This is a genomic window from Dactylosporangium sp. NPDC049140 (assembly GCF_040648435.1).
This window is the reverse complement of the sequence record NZ_JBEZDS010000004.1, coordinates 154409-174511: the sequence shown is the minus strand read 5'-3', so window position 1 is coordinate 174511 and position 20103 is coordinate 154409. Positions and strand designations below refer to the sequence as shown.

At 72.7% G+C, this 20103-nt stretch carries 19 protein-coding genes; 6 read left to right on the top strand and 13 right to left on the bottom strand.

What is annotated here, in order from left to right; all coding sequences use genetic code 11:
• The first annotated feature begins 28 nt into the window (after positions 1-28).
• Positions 29-919 (top strand): SDR family oxidoreductase, encoded by an 891-nt coding sequence (locus tag AB0B76_RS09675; RefSeq protein ID WP_360372198.1) that lies wholly within the window; start codon positions 29-31, stop codon positions 917-919.
• Between the two features lie 3 nt (positions 920-922).
• Positions 923-1891, top strand: coding sequence for a YafY family protein (locus AB0B76_RS09670; protein ID WP_360372195.1), 969 nt, complete (start codon positions 923-925; stop codon positions 1889-1891).
• A 12-nt stretch (positions 1892-1903) separates the two neighbouring features.
• On the opposite strand, the gene AB0B76_RS09665 is transcribed toward AB0B76_RS09670, so the two are convergent.
• Together AB0B76_RS09665 and AB0B76_RS09660 are read right to left on the bottom strand one after the other, a co-directional pair.
• Complete coding sequence (locus tag AB0B76_RS09665) at positions 1904-2296, bottom strand: hypothetical protein (RefSeq protein WP_360372192.1); 393 nt, start codon at positions 2294-2296, stop codon at positions 1904-1906.
• Positions 2297-2348: 52 nt separating this feature from the next.
• Positions 2349-2852, bottom strand: a complete 504-nt coding sequence (locus tag AB0B76_RS09660; RefSeq protein ID WP_360372189.1) for an FBP domain-containing protein — start codon at positions 2850-2852, stop codon at positions 2349-2351.
• Between the two features lie 184 nt (positions 2853-3036).
• Here AB0B76_RS09660 and AB0B76_RS09655 point away from each other — a divergent pair, with 184 nt between their 5' ends.
• Together AB0B76_RS09655 and AB0B76_RS09650 are read left to right on the top strand one after the other, a co-directional pair.
• Positions 3037-3876, top strand: coding sequence for an NUDIX domain-containing protein (locus tag AB0B76_RS09655; RefSeq protein ID WP_360372186.1), 840 nt, complete (start codon positions 3037-3039; stop codon positions 3874-3876).
• A gap of 193 nt (positions 3877-4069) precedes the next feature.
• A complete protein-coding gene (locus AB0B76_RS09650) occupies positions 4070-5530 on the top strand; it encodes a DNA polymerase ligase N-terminal domain-containing protein (protein ID WP_360372183.1) in 1461 nt (486 codons plus the stop codon).
• Between the two features lies 1 nt (position 5531).
• Here AB0B76_RS09650 and AB0B76_RS09645 read toward each other — a convergent pair whose 3' ends face one another.
• From AB0B76_RS09645 to AB0B76_RS09600, 10 genes are all read right to left on the bottom strand, one after another.
• On the bottom strand, positions 5532-6074 hold the full coding sequence (locus AB0B76_RS09645) for a GNAT family protein (protein ID WP_360372180.1): 543 nt from the start codon (positions 6072-6074) through the stop codon (positions 5532-5534).
• A gap of 81 nt (positions 6075-6155) precedes the next feature.
• Complete coding sequence (locus AB0B76_RS09640) at positions 6156-6434, bottom strand: GlsB/YeaQ/YmgE family stress response membrane protein (RefSeq protein ID WP_345127949.1); 279 nt, start codon at positions 6432-6434, stop codon at positions 6156-6158.
• A 358-nt stretch (positions 6435-6792) separates the two neighbouring features.
• Positions 6793-8025: a GNAT family N-acetyltransferase gene (locus tag AB0B76_RS09635; RefSeq protein WP_360372176.1), complete on the bottom strand. Its 1233-nt coding sequence runs from the start codon at positions 8023-8025 to the stop codon at positions 6793-6795.
• A gap of 190 nt (positions 8026-8215) precedes the next feature.
• The gene (locus tag AB0B76_RS09630; RefSeq protein WP_360372173.1) at positions 8216-8437 is read right to left on the bottom strand and encodes a hypothetical protein; all 222 of its coding nucleotides are present in this window, start codon (positions 8435-8437) and stop codon (positions 8216-8218) included.
• An 802-nt stretch (positions 8438-9239) separates the two neighbouring features.
• A complete protein-coding gene (locus AB0B76_RS09625; RefSeq protein WP_360372170.1) occupies positions 9240-10376 on the bottom strand; it encodes a hypothetical protein in 1137 nt (378 codons plus the stop codon).
• Positions 10373-11770, bottom strand: coding sequence for a hypothetical protein (locus AB0B76_RS09620; RefSeq protein ID WP_360372167.1), 1398 nt, complete (start codon positions 11768-11770; stop codon positions 10373-10375). The genes AB0B76_RS09625 and AB0B76_RS09620 overlap by 4 nt, the downstream gene beginning before the upstream one ends.
• A gap of 176 nt (positions 11771-11946) precedes the next feature.
• Positions 11947-13131, bottom strand: a complete 1185-nt coding sequence (locus AB0B76_RS09615; protein WP_360372164.1) for a hypothetical protein — start codon at positions 13129-13131, stop codon at positions 11947-11949.
• Complete coding sequence (locus tag AB0B76_RS09610; protein ID WP_360372161.1) at positions 13131-13682, bottom strand: SigE family RNA polymerase sigma factor; 552 nt, start codon at positions 13680-13682, stop codon at positions 13131-13133. The genes AB0B76_RS09615 and AB0B76_RS09610 overlap by 1 nt, the downstream gene beginning before the upstream one ends.
• A gap of 75 nt (positions 13683-13757) precedes the next feature.
• Entirely contained in the window at positions 13758-13979 is a 222-nt protein-coding gene (locus AB0B76_RS09605; protein ID WP_360372158.1) for a hypothetical protein, read from the bottom strand.
• Positions 13980-13992: 13 nt separating this feature from the next.
• Positions 13993-14649 (bottom strand): maleylpyruvate isomerase N-terminal domain-containing protein, encoded by a 657-nt coding sequence (locus AB0B76_RS09600; protein ID WP_360372155.1) that lies wholly within the window; start codon positions 14647-14649, stop codon positions 13993-13995.
• A 359-nt stretch (positions 14650-15008) separates the two neighbouring features.
• Here AB0B76_RS09600 and AB0B76_RS09595 point away from each other — a divergent pair, with 359 nt between their 5' ends.
• On the top strand, positions 15009-16925 hold the full coding sequence (locus AB0B76_RS09595) for a discoidin domain-containing protein (protein ID WP_360372152.1): 1917 nt from the start codon (positions 15009-15011) through the stop codon (positions 16923-16925).
• Between the two features lie 50 nt (positions 16926-16975).
• Positions 16976-18871, top strand: coding sequence for an RICIN domain-containing protein (locus AB0B76_RS09590; RefSeq protein WP_360372149.1), 1896 nt, complete (start codon positions 16976-16978; stop codon positions 18869-18871).
• Between the two features lie 491 nt (positions 18872-19362).
• Here AB0B76_RS09590 and AB0B76_RS09585 read toward each other — a convergent pair whose 3' ends face one another.
• Positions 19363-19893, bottom strand: a complete 531-nt coding sequence (locus AB0B76_RS09585; RefSeq protein ID WP_360372732.1) for a YbfB/YjiJ family MFS transporter — start codon at positions 19891-19893, stop codon at positions 19363-19365.
• Positions 19894-20103 lie beyond the last annotated feature (210 nt).

Here is a 20103-nt window from a genome sequence, read left to right as displayed (position 1 = left end):
TGTCAGGGTTTTCTGCAACGTTGAGGGCATGACCACGAACCGCATCGCACTCGTCGCCGGGGCCACCCGCGGCGCCGGGCGGCAGATCGCCGTCCAGCTCGGCGCGCTCGGCGCCACCGTCTACTGCACCGGGCGCACCACGCGCTCCCGGCAGTCGGAGTACGGGCGGCCGGAGACGATCGAGGACACCGCCGACCTCGTCACCGCCGCGGGCGGCACGGGCATCGCGATCCCCGCCGACCACCTCGACCCCGCCCAGGTCCGTGCCGTCGTGGCGCGCATCGACGCCGAGCACGGCCGGCTCGACGTGCTCGTCAACGACATCTGGGGCGCCGAGGGCATGTTCGCGTGGGACAAGAGGCTGTGGGAGGACGACCTCGAGCGCGGGCAGCGGCTGCTGCGCCTGGCCGTCGACACCCACATCATCACCAGCCACGCCGCGCTGCCGCTGCTCGTGCGCCACCCGGGCGGGCTCGTCGTGGAGATGACCGACGGCACGGCCGAGTACAACCACCGGCGGTACCGTGTCTCCTTCTTCTACGACCTGGCCAAGGCCTCGGTGAACCGGATGGCGTTCGCGCTGTCGGAGGAGCTGAAGCCGGTCGGCGGCACCGCGGTGTCGGTCACGCCCGGCTTCCTGCGCTCCGAGCTCATGCTCGAGCACTTCGGCGTCACCGAGCCGGCCTGGCGCGACGGCATCGCCAAGGACGAGCACTTCGCGATGTCGGAGTCGCCGGTGTACGTCGGGCGCGGCGTCGCGGCGCTGGCCTTCGACCCTCAGAAGGCGCGCTTCAACGGGGCGTCGCTGTCCAGCGCGGACCTGGCCCGGGAGTACGGCCTCACCGACGCCGACGGCAGCGCGCCCGACTTCTGGCGGTACGAGCAGGGCGGCTTCACCCGGCCCGAGGACTACCGTTAGCCGGTGCGCGTCTCCCGGCTCATCTCGCTGGTGCTGCTGCTGCAGTCCGGCGGCCCGCGCACGGCGGCCGAGCTCGCCGGGCAGCTCGAGGTCTCCGAGCGCACGATCTACCGCGACATCCTGGCCCTGTCGGCCGCGGGCGTGCCCGTCTACGCCGAGCAGGGCCGGGCGGGCGGGTACCGGCTGCTGGACGGGTACCGCACCCGGCTCAACGGCCTCAGCCGCGCCGAGGCCGAGGCGCTGTTCCTGTCCGGGCTGCCGGGGCCGGCCCGCGACATGGGGCTCGGCGAGGCGCTCACGACGGCGCAGCTGAAGGTGGCCGCGGCGCTGCCCGACCCGCTGCGGGAGGCCTCGGCCCGCGCCCGGCAGCGCTTCCACCTCGACGCGCCCGGCTGGTTCCGCGACGCCGAGCCGCCGCCCGGGCTGGCCGGGCTCGCCCGGGCCGTCTGGGAGGACCGCGTCGTCGCGCTCACCTACGCCGGGCGCAAGGGCGAGGTGACCCGCACCGTGGCGCCGCTCGGGCTCGTCCTCAAGAACGGGGTCTGGTACCTCGTGGGCCGCGCCGACGCCACCCCGCGCACCTACCGCGTGGACCGGATCCGGTCCGCCACGGTCACCGAGGAGCACTTCGGCCGCGACGACGCGTTCGACCTGCCCGCGTTCTGGGCGGAACGCGCGGCCGAGTTCGAGCGGGGCGTACTGACCGCGACGGTGACGCTGCGGCTGAGCCCGCACGGCCGGCGGATGCTGCGGTTCGCGGTGGAGGCGGTCGCGTACCGGGACGCGTCCGACGGCGCCGGCCCGCCGGACGCCGACGGCTGGGTCACCGTCGAGCTTCCGGTCGAGTCGGTCGCGGTCGCGTACACCCAGATGCTCGCGCTCGGCCCCGACGCCGAGGTGCTGGCGCCGGCCGAGCTGCGCGCGATGCTCGCCGAGGCGGCGTCGCGCACCGTTGCCTTGTACCGGTCCTGACTGGTTGACGCCTCACGCGCTCGCGCGGGTCGCCATGCCGCGGGCCGCCGTCGTGCGGGTCGCGGCCCGGAGGCGGCGCTGGTGCGACAGCGCCGCGACCAGCAGGGCCCAGCCGTAGCCGCCGGCCGCGACCGCCCCCGCGCTCACCGTGCCGTGGAGCAGGAGCGCGCCCGTGCCGTACACCGTGAGCAGCCCGGCCGCGACCCACACCACCGGCAGCGGAACCGCCGCCGCGGTGGGCCGGACCAGGGTCAGCAGCAGTGCCCACGCGGCCAGCGCCGCGCCGAGCACCACAGCCGTGCCGTACCAGGGCAGCCGGAAACCGGCCACGACGAAGGGCACGACCGCCAGGCAGCCCGCGTACGCGTACCAGCGCACGATGTTCGATGCTTCCCCGATCGCCATACTGCTCAGGCTCCCCCCGCCCGTTGTGACCAGGCTGAGGAAACCTGTGGATCTACTCAGCCGCCTCGGCGATCCGGTTCAGGAAGGCCGCGAGCTTGCCGTTGAGCCGGTCGACCTGCTCGGCGACGGTGAGCGTCTCGTCCAGCCGCCCGCCGATGTTCGGCTTGCGCAGCCCGCGGACGTACAGCGAGCAGCCGAGGTCGGAGCACAGGTACACGCCGACCGAGTCGCCGTTGCGCCCGGCCTTGCCCGTGCGGCGCCCGGTCATGAGCGACACGCCGTTGCCGGGGTGCACGGTGAGGCACAGCGAGCACATGTTGCGCGACATGAACCGCCGCTGCTGCTGCGCCACCCGCAGCGACAGCGCGATCAGGCGCCCGCCGTGCTCGGCCGCGAGGTAGGAGCGGTCGAGGGTGCCCGGGTCGCGCCAGCCCAGGAAGTCGAGGTCGTCCCACGGCCGCTCGGCGAGGTCGCGCGGGACGTGGGCGCGCTGCGCCTCGCCCTTGGAACAGTTGACGAAGGCGGCGCGGAGGCCGGGTTCGGTGACTGGTTGCACAGGGTCAACGGTACGACTCCCTAAACCCATTAGGCAACTCATTAAACCACTTAGGCTGCCGAAATGTCCGCCCCCCCATGACCGACATTTCGGATTTATACCCTGACCGGCGACTTATCCCCGTTGCCAGGGCGTTGACCAGCGGCGATGCGTTTTTGTCGTACCCCTCCGGCATGATGCGGCCATGTTGCTCCCCCTCCTGCTGCGCTCCTGGGGTCCCGAGACATGCGACCCGTCCGACCTCGCCGACTGGCACCCCGGCAACCCGTCCCGCGGGCAGTGCGGCGCGACCGCGCTGGTCGTGCGCGAGGTCCTCGGCGGCGACCTGCTCCTCGGTCGGGTCACGGCCGGCGGGGCCCAGGCCCGCCACCACTACTGGAACCGCCTCCCCGACGGCACCGAGCTCGACCTGACCCGTGATCAGTTCCGGCCCGGCGAGCTCGTCGGCCCGGGCACCGTCGTCGTACCGCCCGAGGGCCCGCCGTCACGCTGCCGCGGCCAGCACGCGATCCTGCGCCACCGCGTCCTCACGGGCCTGGGCCACCGGCCGGCGCCCGACCCGGCCGCCCCGCCGCTACGGCTGGCGATGGCCCTGCTGGTCGACCCGGCGGGCGCGGTGCTGCTGCGCCGCCGCTCCCGCAGCGCCGCCTTCGAGCCGGGCCAGTGGGCGCCGCCGGTCGCGGCCGTCCAGCCCGTCGACCCCGGCGACAACGCCTTCGCACGCCGCGGCCTGGCGGAGGAGGCCGCGCGGCGCGCCCTGGCCGAGGAGGCCGGCATCGAATACGCCGAACGCCTGCACCACCACTGGCACGGCACCCTGCCCGACGTGACGGGCCGCGCCCCGCACGTGGAGCTCACGGTCCTCGCGGGCCGCCACGACCTCGGCGACGCGGGCATCCTGGCCGACGACCTGGCCGCCACGGACCTGTCCCCGACGGCCGCGGTGTGCCTGCAGGCCCTGATCAAAAGCAGCCGGGCGAGCCCCGTGCGCGCGGAGACGGGCCGCCGCTCGACGCCGGCGTGAGCGCGGGTCGGGTGCGCAGGGCGACGATGCCGGAGTAGTCGTGCACGGCGAAGACCCGGCCCGCGGCGACCGCCAGCAGGCCGGGGAGGCCCCGGCTCACCGGCTGGCCGATCCAGAAGACAGTGCCCCGTAATGTTCGTTATGCGTCGACTATTCGTATCGCGAAGCGCTTATGGGGCGCGACACTGGACGGGTGTCCGAATTGCGGTTCGTGGTGCAGCTGCACCGGGCCCGGCGGCTCCACTACGACTTCCGGCTCGAGGTCGACGGGGCGCTCGTCAGCTGGGCGGTGCCGAAGGGGCCGACGCTCGACCCGAAGGTGCGCCGGGCGGCGTTCAAGGTCGGCGACCACCCCATGGAGTACGTCGCGTTCGAGGGCGTGATCCCGGCCGGCACGTACGGCGGCGGGGACGTCATCGTGTGGGACGCCGGGGACTGGGTGCCGTACAAGGACCCGGACCCCGCGGCCGCGCTGCGGGCCGGGGAGCTGCACATCGAGCTGCACGGGGAGAAGCTGCGCGGGCGGTTCGTCGTCGTACGGACCCGCGGCGACGAGTGGCTGCTGCTCAAGAAGCGCGACGAGCACGCCGCCGACGGGTGGGACCCGGCCGCGCATCCGCGATCTGTCCTCAGTGGACGCACCAGCGACGAGGTGCGGGCCGACCCGGAGTGGGAGTGGCACTCGGACCTGCCCGCCGAGCGGGCCGCTGTCGCGCTCAAGGGCGACGCGGAGGAGCTCGCCGCGCTCGACGCGATCGGCGACAACGGCACCTGGGAGATCTTCGGGCGCCGGCTGCGCGTCACCAACCTGGGCAAGGTGCTGTTCCCGGGGCGCGGCGGCGAGGAGGCCGTGACGAAGCGCGAATTCCTGCGGTACACGGCGGAAATCGCGCCGACCGTGCTGCCCTATCTCGCCGGGCGGGCGCTCAACCTGCATCGATTCCCGAACGGTTCGGACTCGAAGGGCTTCTGGCACAAGGCGCTGCCGTCGCACGCGCCGGAATGGCTGCCGCGGTGGCGGGAACCGGAATCCGGCACCGAGTACCTGGTCGCCGACGAGGCCGCGGCGCTGGTGTGGGCGGCCAACCACGGCGGCCTCGAGTGGCACCCGTGGACGTCCAAGGTGGACCGTCCGGGCGCCCCGACGTACGCCCTCGTCGACCTCGACCCCGGCCCCGGCACGGCCTGGGAGGACCTGCTCGTGCTGGCCCGGCTGCACCGCACCGCGTTCGAGCACCTCGGGGTCGCCGCGTACGCGAAGGTCACCGGGCGGCGCGGCATCCAGATCTGGGTGCCGGTCGAGCGCGGGCCCGGGTTCGCCGAGACGCGGGCCTGGGTCGAGGGGCTGTCGCGCTCGATCGGCGCGGTGGTACCCGACCTCGTGAGCTGGGCCTGGGAGAAGGCCGAGCGGGGCGGGCGGGCGCGGCTCGACTTCACGCAGAACGCGGTGAACAAGACGCTGGTGGCCCCGTACAGCCCGCGGCCCGCCCCGGGCGCGCCGGTCTCCGCGCCGATCGCCTGGGACGAGCTCGACGATCCCGCGCTGCGCCCGGATGCGTTCACCATTCGCTCAATCCGTGCACGACTGTCCACCCACGGCGATTTGTTTGCGGGTGTACTGCACACAAAGCAGTCCCTCCCGCCGCTGCACTGACTCAGTCGGGGTCGGTGCGCAGCTTCGCGTGCAGGTGTTCGTCGTGGCGCTGGCCGTCGCCGTACGGGTACGACTCCCGGAGAATGCCCTCGAGGGGGAATCCGGCGCCCTCGGCCACGCGGCACGAGCCGGGGTTGTCCACCGCGTGGCACAGCTCGATGCGGTGCAGCCCCACCACGTCGAACGCGAACCGGGCCGCGGCCCGCACCGACCGCGTGGCGATGCCCCGCCCGCGGGCGTCCGGCACCGTCCAGTAGCCGATCATGCCGTGGTCCAGCGTGGCGTCGACCCGCACCGAGACCGAGCCGAGCACGGGCCCGCCGTCCGCCGCGGCGACCACCCAGCCGACCCGCGCGCCGCTCGACCAGTCGGCGCGGTCGCGGATCCAGGCGTACACGTCGGTGCCGGCCGGCGGCGGGCTCCACTGCTGCAGCGGCGGGTCGGCGAACGCCGCGGCGACCGCGGGCGCGTCGGCCTCGAGGGGTGCGCGCAGCACCAGGTCCCCGAGCTCGATCGGGACGGGATGCGCGGGGACGGCGGCCATAGCCCGGAACTGTACGCAGGCACAACGATCCCCGGCCCACACGGGCCGGGGATCGTGAGGTGGTACTGCGGCGTTGCCCGGTTACAGAGCCCGGCGACCGCGGCCGCTCAGGCCGGCGACCAGCGCCACACCGACCGCCGCGAGCAGGACCTGGACCAGCAGCTCGCCCCAGTCGACACCCGGGGTGTCGGTGGAGATGCCGATGGCGTTCGCAAGTACCGTGCCCAGAAGTGCGGCGATGACGCCGACGACCATCGTGACCAGGATCGACATGCTCTGCCGGCCGGGAACCACCAGCCGACCCAGCGCACCGACGATCAGACCGACGATGAGCGCCGTGATGATTCCGGTGACAGTCACTGCTCCTCCTCGAAAAGCTCGTTTTCTTGGTCGACTCATTGATGCCCCTGTGCGCGTCCGGCCAAACACGACTTCGATCGGGTGGCTTTCCGGGCAAACCGGCGGTGTGGCGGGTGCGTCCTGCCGAGACTGGTGGTACCGGAAGCGAAGCATGCGATCGCACAAGCTCACCGGCAGCCAGGTGACCTCCCCCGTTGACCGCGGGGGACGGCACGACACGGCGGTATGGCGCCGGCCGCACCCACGGCCCGCGACCGGCGCCATGCCCGACGTTCGGCCCGCCGGAACCGACGGCGAAGCCCCCGGGACGGCTGTCCTGGAGGCTTCGCAGGCTGGTCTGGTGAGCGCCCGGCCGGGATCAGAACCAGTGCAGGCAGTGCGGGTGCCGCTCGGCGTGGAAGAGGATGTCGGCGAGGGTGGCCGCGTCCGATCGGTGGGCGCGGATATGTCCGGCACGGACGAGCGTGCTGGGCGCAGTGCCGCCGAGGTAGATCGAGCCGAGGTCGCTCACGTCCAGGGAGAGGTCGGGGTCCCGATCCGTAGGGACGCAGTCGGCCTTGCCGTCCCGGACGGTCAGCAGGTAGCGGTGGTGCTCGCCGAGGAACGGATCGTCGACGTCGAGGACGAGCTCGCCGTCCGTGAACCAGCCGCGCGCGGTCAACGCCTGCGGTACGTCCAGTAGCCGCACCCAGAGCCAGTCGGAGTCGCTGCTCACCTGGGCGGCACGGAGGTCCGCCAGTTGCCAGCGCAGCGGGTGCCCGGGCGGGAAGTGCTTGAACGCGACCTGAGTGACGAGGTCGTGGCCGAGCAGGAATGCGATCAGGGCGGTGGAGACGGCGTCATCGGTGGCGATGGTCTCGTCGACCGTCAAAGTGCCGTCGCTGAGCGAATAGCTGGCGTACCCGTCCGGGACGCCGCCGGCGTCCCGGTGGACGGCGACGTGGCGCGGCGCCCGAGCGATCGGGGGTTGCCCCGCGCCGAGGGTCCACCAGCGGTGCGGCCGGGACAGTGCGCCAGGCTGTGCACGGCGGTACCGGTCATAGACCTGTTCAAGGATCTCGCCGCATTCGGCACGGCGCATCACCTCGACCGAGCTGCTGTTCGAGCCGGCCGCCGGAGCGTCTGCCCGTCCGTGCGCCCGCGGTGCAGCGAGGGCGCCTTGGTGGCGTGCGACCGTGATCCGTCCCGTGTAGGTCGCCGGTCCGTAGCCGAACCTGCCGTAGATCGGGGCCTCGGAGGCCAGCAGGACGGCGAGGAACTCCCCGCGTGCCCGCAGCTCGGTGAGCTGGTTGCGCATCATCGCGGTGAGCACGCCCTGGCGTCGGTGCGAGGGCAGGACGCCGACGGCGCTGACTCCAGCGGCCGGGGCGAGGATCTCGCCGGGCAGGGTCAGTTCGAACGAGTACGCGGCGGCGGTCCCGACGGGCCGCCCGTCCGCGGCCACGGCCAGCAGCCCGCGGTCCATCTCGAACGCCGACCACCAGACGCCGCTGCCATCCTCGTTCGGGGTATCCGGGTCGAGCCCGAACGCAGAATGGAGTGTGTTGACGAAGACGTCGAGGTCCTGGTCGGTCGTGGGACGGATTTCCATTGTTGCTGCTGCCTCCCCCGGGGGTTCGGGCACCACGACCGGTGGTGTCCGGCCCACAGTGCAGCGTTGACCCTTGGCCGGGTCAAGTGAATTCGGCAGGGCTCGGGAGCCGGCCAGGTTCGGCGCGGTTTGTGTGACCATCCGTGCGGTCGCGGTCTGCCGTCGGGCGCGGATAATGCCTGCCGAGACTTCAGCTGGGATCGTAGCTGCCACCCGGATCGTGGACCTCCGCCAGCACGTCGCCGCCGAGGACCAGGCGCTGCACGTCGCCGGATGCGTCGTAGCCCTGCAGCTCGAATCCGCTGTCCGGCGTCACAACTGCCGTGAGCTGCAACGGGCCCCGGTTGTACGGCGCTCCGGGGGCGATCACCGGCGGCGTGAACTGCTGCCCCACGGCGAGCCGCCAAGGCACGCGTCGCGTTGCTGCGCACAGTGGCCGGGCGGCAGCCGAGCACATCTCCGATCCCGGCGTCGGAGAGGCCCCTCGTAGAAGCGCAACACCAGCGTCGCGTGCTGTTGGGGCGGCGGCCGGTCAGCCGTCGCCATATCGCCTCGCGGGCCGACGCGTCGTGGCGAAGTCACTGATCCTGAGACACCCGGGCTGGCGTCCTCTTACTTGGACGGGGGGCTGACAAAGGACGCTCGGCCGATGGTGCGCGGGCGCCTCCGGCGCCCGCAACGGGTAAGCGTGGTCCCTGTTCGTTGTTGCTTGCGGTTATGCCTCTTGGCCGTTGTTTGCCGCCGGGTTCGTGCGGGTCGTCATTCGGTGGTTCCTGTCTCGCGCTATTTGAAACGGGATCCTGTTTGCTTCCGTTCTTTGGATAATCGATATGTGTTGGGGCAGCGGGGGTTGTTCAGTCGGGCCGAAATTACCGCTATGTATGACGCTATCTCGGCGGCGTAATTATTCGCCTGCCGGTGAGGAGTTTCGGAAGGAACACCAGCGGCGTCGCGACTGGGGGCTTGAAGAGCGGCATCGGAAGAAGCTCTGCGACAAGTTCGGCAGTGTCGAGGCGGCGGACGCCTACTTCGCGCAGCGGGCCCGGGAGGCCCTCGCGCCGAAGCCACCGGAACCCTCGATTGAACAGGCCGCCGCCACGATCGCGCCGCCCCGCCATTTCGCCGAAATGCGGAACGGTCAACCGGAGCCCGGCGCATTGTGCATTCCGCCGGAGCCATGGCGGTCCATTCTTCCGACGGACCGCCGGCCCCACTCAACCGTCGCGGCGTGGTGTGCGGGCGGCGTTGCGGGCTGCGTCCAGAATGTCGGGGCGCAGGAGGTAGCCGAAGCCCGCTCGGTCCAGCCGCAGGGCCAGGCCCGGGCGGTCCGTGCCCAGTGCCGCCGCCGTGCGGTCCAGGGACCAGTCGTGTTCGGCCAGGCGCGACAGCAGGTGGCCCCGGCGGGCCTGGGCGGCCGAGAGGCGGTACGTCTTCAGGTACGCCACCGTGCCGTCCTCCGTCGTGATCGTCTCGCCGATGTGGTTGTCGGTGTCGGGGTTCATCGGGGGCAGGAAGCGCGACAGCGTGAAGCGGCCCATGCGGTACACCCGCAGGCTCGTCTGGGCTCGGACCGTGAACATCACGTCGTTGTGGAACGCCGCCCACTCGGAGCGGACTCGGGCGAGCTCGGCGCGCAGGTCGTCGACGGTGTGCACGCGCGCGGCGTTCACGGGCTGGTCGAAGCCGGGCACGGCCGGGTAGAGCTGGGTGTAGTGGTACAGCAGCTCGCCGTAGAAGTCCTGCAGGAGCGTCGCGTGCAGGGCCCGGTAGTCGTCCGGGTGCGGGACGACGAAGGCGCTCGCGAGGGCGTCGGCCAGGTACACCACGACCCCGCACTGTCCCGGGTGGACCTCGAACACGCGCAGGGCGTCGTCGAGCCCCTGCACCGCCGCGCCGCGGTAGGCCTCCTCGACGCGCGGGGAGAGGCCGCGCGTGACGGCCGCGCGGGTCCACTCCTGCCAGGCGATCGGCGGGCCGCCGAACTGCAGGTTCAGGTAGCCCTCCAGGGCCAGGTGCAGCGGCAGGAACCGGAGCCGGTGGCGGTCCTCGCGGCGGGCCATGCGGCGGCGGAAGCGCAGGCCGGCGACGCGCGGCAGGCCCGGGTCGCGCGGGTCGAGCAGCTGGGTGCCGAAGGCGGCGGCCGGCGTACCGTCGCCCGTCCAGGATGCCACGAACGCGTGCGGAACGTAGGCCAGGTAGGCCGCGCGCGCACCCAGGTCCACAATGGACAGCTCGTCGTCGTGCAGGCGGGCGTGCAGGCGCAGGTCGGTGATCGGCTCGTCGCGCAGCAGCGGCACGAGCCGCACCGCGCCCCACGTCTGCGCGGGGCCCGTGCGCAGGCCCTCGATCACGGCAGGAACCCTTCCACGAGGTCGTCCAGGAACACCTTCAAAGCAGCGAACGTCGCGGTACCCGTGGCGAAGCGCGCCAGCTCCACCAGCGCGGCGGCGTCCTCGGCGTCGCGCACGCCGACGGTGGGCACCGACGGCGCGAGGCGGCGCACGTCGAAGCCGTCGTACACCGGGTTGAGGTGCACGATCGACGTGTGCCCAGCCGGGTCGAGCCGCTGCCGCCAGACGCGCAGCACCTCGGCGGCCTGCCCGGGCGGCGCGTTGTCCCAGCCGTCCGAGACGACCACGAGCCGCTCCGGCCGCAGCGCGAGCGCGTCCAGGAGCCGCTCCCCCAGCGGCGTGGCGCCGAGCGGGTGCACGAGCAGCGGGTCGCCCTCGTGGTTGAGCCAGATGGTTCGGTACCGCGAAGCCAGCGCCTCCAGCAGGTAGTGCGCGGCGAGCGCGACGGCGAGCGGCCGGCGGCGCTTCACCGCCGAGCCCGACGCCGAGTAGCTGTCGTCGAGCAACCCGACCACGTCGCCCCAGGTGCCGGCGCGGCGCCCGGCGGCCCGGCGCGCCGCGGCCCGCAGCGCCCCGGTGAGCTCCTCGCGCCGGCGGGCCCGCTCGGGGCGGGGCAGCGACAGCGCGTAGAGCGCGAGCCGGGTGAGCGGCACGCGGCGCAGGTCCATCCCGCCGACGCCGTCGACCCGGGCGCCGGAGGTCTGCAGCCGCAGGCGCTCCAGCTCGGTGAGGCGCGGCGCGATCGCGCGCAGGAACTGGGCCCGGTCGTGGGTGCGCAGCCGGGTCGAGGCGAGGCCCTCGGCGACGGTGTACGGCAGGTCGAACAGCGCCTGCTTGTCGTAGTGCGCGCGGCGCCAGGTCTCCAGGATCGGCGTGTCGTAGCGGGCGGGGCGGCGCCAGTCGAAGAGCACGGTGCCGACCTCGGCGGGCAGGCGCAGGTGCGCGTGGCCGGCCGCGGTCGCCAGCCCGCGGCGGTACTTCACGGCGTCGAAGGCGATGTCGGGCCGGGCCGCGACCCAGTCCCGCACGATCGCGCGGGTGCGCCGGTTGTTGATGCCCTCCGCGCGCAGGGTGGCCAGCAGGCGGTACACCCGCTGCGGCGCCATCCGTGCGAGCCGGGCCGCGATGAGCTGCCCTTCGCGCCGGCGCTGCGGCAGCGGTACCTCCTGGGCCGTACGCAGCAGCCCGAGCACGATTGCCGCGGCGTTGCGCTCGTTGATGTCCAGGGCCAGGGTCGCGGCGTAGATCTCGCGGTAGTTGGTGCGCACGTAGTCGTGCAGGAACTCCAGCGAGAGCCGCGCCTCGCCGTAGAACTCGCGCTGCCCGGTCGCGGCGACGGCGGCGTTCACGAACATGACGACGTCCTCGCACGCGGTCAGCTCCGACAGCTCCACGGCCTCCCCCAACGGTGTCTTAGGAGCCGGTCGGGGAGTTCGACGCGCGAGCTGCGAAGCATCGCTTCAGAGGCGGGTTCCGGAAGTCGCACGGACAGTCCCGCGACCGGCGGCATCAATGTACCGCCGGAGGTACGGCCCCCGCCCTCGAGTTTCGGGCGGGGACCGCCGAGCCCTCAGCGGAAGTCGGTCGCCGCAACCACCTGGCCGGCCGCGTCGTAGGCGACGGCCGACGGACTCCCCTTGACGCCCTGCACCCAGGCGACGTGCAGCCGCGGGTACGCGGTCCAGGCGGCCGAGCCGCGCTGCCCGCCACCCTCGCCGCCCATCTCCACCCGCGCCGCGGACCCGACGTAGATGCACGCCGTGACGCCCGCGCCGTCGACGGTGAACCGGCCCAGGTAGAAGCCCCCGGGGTCGGTCGGCGGCCGGCTCACCCAGGTGAGCACCTTGAGCGCCGTGACTGCACCGCCCGCGTCGCGGCTGCCGGCGTGCAGCAGGGCGGTGTGCTCGTCGCCGTCGAAGTACAGGACGAGCTCGCCGCCGCCGGGCAGGGTGATGCCGGTGCGCATCTGCTCGCCGATCGGCTTCGTGTTGTCGTCGCGGTTGACGATGGTGTCGGCCCGCTGGATGAGCGAGGGGTCGGACTGGGCCAGCTTCGAGCCGTTCGACCCGTACGCGGTGAACACGGCGTCGGGCACCGCCGGGTTCGGCTCGGCGGTCGTGCCGGCCATCACCCCGCCGCGGCGGCTCCAGAACATCGTGCGCCCGGCGAGGCCCGGCACCGGCGCGGTGGTCGCGTCGGCGGTCTTCCCGCCGGCCGCCACCGTGACCCTGACGCCGTCGCCGCCCACGACGCCGTAGTCGAGGATGCCGCCGTGCCGGTCGTCGAGCTCGCCGATGAGGCCGAAACCCTTCGTCGGCAGCCCGGACCAGGACATGGGCCGCAGCCGGCCGTTGCTCGCGTCGTACAGGCCGCCGCGGACGCCGTTGACCATGTCGTCGAGCCAGAGCACGAGCTCCTCGTGGTCGCCGAAGCGCAGGCCGGTGGCGACCATGTTCTCGGCGTGCACCGGGAACGACGGGTCGGGCGGGTAGGCCGAGACCGGGGCCGAGGTGAGCACCCGCGGGGTGACCGTGCTCCGCGCGTCGGGGGTCGGCGACGGGCCGGGCTCGGCCGGGCTGAGCGCGATGGCGCCGCCGGCGGCGAGCACGGGCGTCAGGGCCACGGCGACCCCGGCCAGGAATGTGCGGTGCCGGCGCCGGTGCGCGGCCCGCTTGACGTCGGCGAAGGTCAGCCGGGTGCTCTGCGGGGGGGCCGCCTCGGCCAGGGCGCGGCGCAGGTCGTCGGTCGTGTGCATCACTGCGCTCCCTGGTGGTGGACGATCGGGCTCAGGTCGGGGTCGACGCGCAGCTTGCGCAGGGCCCGCGCGCAGGCGCTCTTGACCGTGCCCAGGGCGACGCCGAGCTCGGCGGCGGTCTGCTGTTCGGTGAGGTCGAGGTAGTACCGGCACACGATCACCGACCGCTCCCGCCGGGACAGGTGCCGCATGGCCCGGGCCAGGCTGGTGCGGTCCAGCGCGGCCTCGGCCGGGTCGGCGCCGTGCGCGACGCGCTCGGGCACCTGCGGCACCGGCCGTTCGCGCCGGCGCCTCCGCCGCCACCAGTCGCTGTGCAGATTGACCAGGATCCGGCGGGCGTACGCGTATGCGTCCCCGTCGTCGAGCCGCTCCCAGGCCGCGTACGTGCGCACGAGCGTGTGCTGGGTCAGCTCCTCGGCCTCGCCGGCGTCCCCGCTGAGCAGGTACGCGACGCGGTACAACCGCTGCGTCGCCCCGCCCATGAACGCCTGGAACTGCGTGTCCCGGTCGCCCCCGGGGTCCCCCGGCGGCGCCTCGATCGATCTTCGCATGTGCCGATCGCTCCTCCCCGTCGTGACCCTTCGCCCTCCTCTACTGCGCAGGGGCGCGAAAGGTTCCGCGGGATCTCAGGAGCGCCAGCCGCGCACCCCGAGCACGCCGACGGCGGTACCGACGGCCAGGGAGACCGCGATGAGCGCGGCGTGGACCCAGAAGAACCCGGTGGGATGCCCGGCGACGTCCCAGGCCCGGTCGTCCTTCCAGATGGCGACGAGGAACCGGGGCCAGATCACCCAGTTCCAGACCCCGACGAGCACGAGAAAGACCGACCAGCGCCGCGACAACACCACCCAAGCAGTATGCCTAACCGAGTGCGAGCCGCCGCAGCCCGTGCCGTTCCAGGTCGGCGGCCTGCTCCGGCGTCGCCTCGGCCCGGCCGGCGGCGACGCGCAGCAGCGCGACCGGGTCCCAGTCCAGCCCCGCGCCGCCGTACAGCGCGACCAGCAGCCCGGCCGCCGGCGGGGTCAGCCACGGCTCCCGGCCGAGCGCGGCGGCGAGGTCGAGCCCGTGGACCCCGGCCTCCAGCACGCGTGTGACCAGGAAGTCGGTGAGCAGCATGGCATCGCCGTGGCGCGTGCGCACGACCCGCCCGGCCGGCTCGCGGCGGCAGCGCCCGATCGCGTCCGCACGGGCCGCGCCGAGCCGCCGCACCAGCTCGGGGCCGCCGGCCTCGGCCGCCGTGCGCCGTCCCGCGTCGATTCGTTCCGCATTGGTACCGCCGGAGAAGCGCTCGTCGGCCCGGAAGTACCCGGCCGCGTCGACCTCGGCCCGCCCGGGCGCGGGGGCGTCGAGCATGCCGGGCACCCGCGCGACTCCGGCGACGACGTGCCCGAGCAGCTCGGCGGCGCTCCACGGCGGGCACGGACTCGGCCGGGCCCAGTCCCCGGCGGGCACGCCGCGCAGCTCCTCGACGAGCCGCCCGGTCTCGGCGGCCCACGCATCCAGCGGCTCGATGTCCATGACGACACGGTAGGGGTGGCCCGAGATCCGAGCGGCACCGGTGGATTGCCCAATGCTCTGCCGTCTGAGCTACCGCCGCATGCGGCGGGCGGGATTCGAACCCGCGACCCTTGGATTAGAAGTATCCGATGCCTGCGCACCGGGCCCCCGGCCGCATTGCGACGACCGTAGCAGGGCCTGCCGGAAGGGCGCACAGGGATTTCCGGCGCCCCCGATCGCGTGGCCGTGGGGGGTGTGGGGTGGGAACCCCCGCCGCGCCGCAGGCGCAGCTGGCACTGCTTGACATCCGTAGCTGCCGATGCTGTGCTTCCTGCATCACGTTACATTCTCGTTTCATTTGTTACATGCGGGAGATGCGTATGCAGCGCAGGGTGTTATGTCTCGTCGCGGCGGGCGCCGCGGTCGCGGCCGGGCTCACCGGGGCCACCTCGGCCGAGGCGAGCGCCGCCCCCTCGGCCCGCGTCTGGGTCACCACGATCGACCGGGCCGAGCTGATGCACGAGCGGGCCGCCGTCCCGTTCACCTCGAACACGAGCACGCAGACCACGATCACGGTGGACCCGAGCCGCACGTACCAGAGCATGGACGGCTTCGGCGCGTCGATCACCGACTCGTCGGCGGCCGTGCTCTACCGGCTCTCGCCGGCCAAGCGGGCCGAGGCGATGCAGGCGCTGTTCGACCCGGGCCGGGGCGTCGGCGTGAGCTTCCTGCGGCAGCCCATCGGCGCGTCGGACTTCACGGCCGAGCCGGAGCACTACACGTACGACGACATGCCGCCCGGCCAGACGGACTATCTGCTCACCCATTTCAGCATCGCGCACGACCAGGCGCAGATCCTGCCCCTGCTGCGCACGGCCAAGCAGCTCAACCCGCAGCTGAAGGTCATGGCCACGCCGTGGAGCCCGCCGGCGTGGATGAAGACCGGTGACTCCCTCGCGAGCGGCGAGCTCAAGGACGACCCGAAGGTGTACGCGTCCTACGCCTTCTACCTCACCCGGTTCGTGCTCGCCTACTCCGCCGCGGGCATGCCGGTCGACTACATCACCGTGCAGAACGAGCCGCAGAACCGTGACGCGGGCGGCGGGCCGGTGATGGGCCTGAACACCACCCAGGCCGGCAAGGTCATCGACATCCTCGGGCCGCTGCTGCGGCTGGTGAGCCCGCGCACGAAGATCCTCGGGTACGACCACAACTGGCAGACCCACCCGAACGACATCGCCAACACCCCGCCCGGGCAGGACCCGGAGGCCGACTACCCGTACAGGCTGCTGCAGAACCCGGCGAGCCGCTGGGTCGCGGGCACGGCGTACCACTGCTACTACGGCGACCCGAGCGCGATGACGGCGCTGCACAACGCGTACCCGGACAAGGGCATCTGGTTCACCGAGTGCTCGGGATCGCACGGCGCGAACGACACCCCGGCGCAGTACTTCACCGACACCCTGAAGTGGCACGCGCGCACGATCACCGTCGGCGTCACCCGCAACTGGGCCAGGTCCGCCGTCACCTGGAACCTGGCGCTGGACTCGACCGGCGGCCCGCACCTCGGCGGCTGCGGCACCTGCACGGGCCTCATCACCGTGCAGTCCGACGGATCCTGGACCACCGACGCGGAGTACTACACGATCGGGCACCTGTCCAAGTTCGTGAAGCCCGGCGCCGTGCGCATCGCCAGCACCAGCTTCGGCAACCCCGCCTGGAACGGCGAGGTCACCGACGTGGCCTTCCGCAACCCGGACGGCTCCACGGTCCTGGTGGCCCACAACGAGAACGACGCACCGAGAACGTTCACGGTCGCGGTCGGCGGCCACTCGTTCGACTACACCCTGCCCGGCGGCTCGCTCGCCACGTTCACCTGGCCCCGGAGCAAGGTGCTCGACGACGGCCTGAAACTGCTCTCCATCGCGGGCGCGACGGCGTCGTCGTCGCCCGCGAGCCCCGACGCCGCCCTCGCCGTCGACGAGGACGCCACGACCCGCTGGTCCAGCGGCGCGGCGCAGGAGCCGGGGCAGTACCTCCAGGTCGACCTCGGCTCGGCGCGCACCTTCCGCCGTGTCGCGATCGACAGCGGCGCGAGCGTCGGCGACTACGCCCGCGGCTGGCAGCTGTCCACCAGCACCGACGGCACCCACTGGGCAACGCTCGCCGAGGGCGCCGGGGCCGGACAACTGACCAATGTGGACGTTCGCCCGACCCGGGCCCGGTACGTGCGGATCACCTCGACCGCGACGACCGGGAACTGGTGGAGCCTCGCCGACATCCGCCTGTACGCCTAGCCCCCCGAGCGTCCTCTGTGGACGCTCCCTCCACACGAAGGAGCACCGCCATGCGCCTCCGTCTGCTGGCGATGAGCACGGCCGCCACCGTGCTCGTCGCCGGCGTGGCCTACCTGGTCGCCCGGCCCGCCCCCGCACTCGCCGCCACCTCGGCGAGCGTCTGGCTGACGACCCCCGACCGCGCCAACCTGCTGTCCCAGAAAAGCGCAGTCCCGTTCGGTACCGCGGGCAGCGGCGCCGTCATCGCCGTGAACCCGAACAGCACGTACCAGTCGATGGTCGGCTTCGGCGCCTCGCTGACCGACTCCAGCGCGTACCTCATCTACAACTCCCCGGCCCGTAACACCGTCATGACGAACCTGTTCAGCCCGTCGTCGGGCATCGGGCTGAACTGGCTGCGCCAGCCGTTCGGCGCCTCGGACTTCGCGCGCAGCTTCTACAGCTACGACGAGGGCGCGGCCGACCCGGGCCTGTCCCGCTTCTCCGTCGCGCACGACCAGGCGTACATCCTGCCGCTGCTCACCCAGGCCAGGTCCATCAACCCGCAGGTGCAGGTGATGGGCGTGCCCTGGAGCGCCCCGGGCTGGATGAAGACCAGCGGCAACATGGTCGGCGGCTCACTGTCGACGGGCTACGAGGGCGCGTTCGGCGACTACCTGGTCAAGTCGATCCAGGCGTACCAGGCGGCCGGCGTGCCCGTGCAGTACCTCAGCATCGCCAACGAGCCGCAGTACTCCCCGGCCGGGTACCCCGGCATGCTCATGCAGTCCGACCAGCAGGCCCGGATCATCAACTCGCTCGCCCCGAAGCTGTCCGCGGCCGGCACGGGCACGAAGATCCTGGCCTGGGACCACAACTGGGACAACACGTCGTTCCCCCAGCAGGTCCTGGCCAGCGCCGGCAACAACGTGGCCGGCACGGCGTGGCACTGCTACGGCGGCACCCCGAGCGGGCAGACGACCGTGCACAACGCGTACCCGAACAAGGACATCTTCTTCACCGAGTGCTCCGGCACCGAGTCGGGCAACACGTTCGCGGACTCGCTGCTGTGGCAGGGCCGCAACCTCACGGTCGGGGCCGTGCGCAACTGGGCCCGCACGGTCACGACGTGGAACATGGCGCTCGACGCATCGCACGGCCCGGTCATCGGCTCGTGCACCAACTGCATGGGCGTCGTGACCGTGAACGGCGGCAGCGTCACGTACAACGCCGAGTACTACGTGCTCGGGCACCTGTCGAAGTTCGTGAAGCCGGGCGCGGTGCGCATCGACTCGACGAACCAGGGCCAGGGCGGCATCGAGAACGTCGCCTTCCGCAACCCGGACGGCTCGATCGTGCTGGTCGCGGTCAACTCGGGCGGCGCGCAGAACTTCCAGGTCTCCTACGGCGGCTCGTCGTTCGGCTACAACCTGCCGGCCGGCGCGATGGCCACCTTCACCTGGCCGGGCGGCACCGTGACCCCGACCTCGAACCCGCCCACGACCGGCGGCCTCACCCAGCCGGACCCGGCAGCGTGGTACCAGGTCATCAACACCAACAGCGCCAAGTGCCTGGACGACACGGGCTGGGGCACGGCCAACGGCACGGCGCTGCAGCAGTGGTCGTGCAGCAGCCCGGCCACGACGAACCAGGAGTGGCAGTTCCGCGCGACCGGCGGCGGCTACTACAACGTCGTGAACCGCTACACACCCTTGTCGTGGGACGTCAACGGCGGCACGGGCGCAACCGCTGACGGCGCCCAGGTCCACCTGTGGTCGTACGGCGGCGCGACGAACCAGCAGTGGCAGGCGGTGTCGAACGGCAACGGGACGTACCGGTTCATCGCCCGCAACAGCGGCAAATGCCTGGACGTGAAGGACGTGTCGACGGCGGACGGGGCCCAGTTGCAGCAGTGGTCGTGCACCGGCGGCCCGGCCCAGACCTTCCGCCTGGTCGCCCAGCCGTAAACGCTCCAGGGCCCGGCACGCGTCCGCCGGGCCCTGGGGCTCTCTCATCTCCGTGCCCGATCCCAGTCATCACACGGCCGCACACCCATCCCCGTGCCAGTTCCCAGTCATCACACGGACACACGATCACCCCTGTGCTCGATCCCACTCACGGGCCGCCCACTCATCCCCGTGCCAGTTCCCAGTCGGGCACGGGCCGCACGTTCATCCCCGTGCCCGTTCCCAGTCGGGCACGGGCCGCACGTTCATCCCCGTGCCAGGTCACGCTGGGGCATGGGTCGCATGCTCATCCCCGTGCCAGGTCCCACTCGGGCACGGGCCGCACGTTCATCCCCGTGCCAGGTCACGCTGGGGCACGGGTCGCATGCTCATCCCCGTGCCAGGTCCCACGCGGGCACGGGCCGCACGTTCATCCCCGTGCTCGGTCCCACTCAGGGCACAGGCGCACGTCATCCTCCGCTCGATCCCACTCTGAGCACAGGGTCGCACGTCTATCCGGCCGTTCTGGTCACTGCCTGGGCCCGGGTGGCCCCGGCCGCGGCGGCCACGGCACACAGGCCCGCGGTCCACAGCAAAGCCGCGGCGGGCTCGGTCCGATCGGCGACCAGCCCAGCCAGCCACGGCCCGGCGGCCTGCCCGAGCGCGAAGACGACGGTGAGCCGCGCAACCACGACGGTCGCCCGGCCCGGCCCCGCCGAAGCCTTGGCGATCCCGGTGACGGCAGCGGGCACAGCCATGAACACCGCCCCGTACGCGGCCGCCGACAGCACAACAACCCCCGGCACCGGCCACAGGTACGCCCCGAGCGCCGCCAACGCGACGACGACCAGCGGCCCGGCAAGCCCCATCCGCCCCCACAACGGCAGCCCCGCGGGTACGGCCAGCCCGAGCAACGTCCAAACGACAGCGACAAGCCCGGCCGAGGCGTGGCGACTGTCGAGGTACGCCGAGAGAAACGTCAGATAGGCGAGATACCCGGCCGCGAACAACGCATAGGCCACAGCAACGCGCCCGAGGGGCACGGCCGGCCCGAGTGGCACGGACGGCCCCGATGGCCCGAGCGGTCCAGACAGCACCCGCGGCACGGACGGTCCGAACGACACGGACGGCACGGCCGGTCCGCACGGCACGGACGGCCCGCACGGCACGGACGGCCCGCACGGCACGGACGGCCCGCACGGCACGGACGGCCCGCACGGCACGGACGGCCCGCACGGCACGGACGGCCCGCA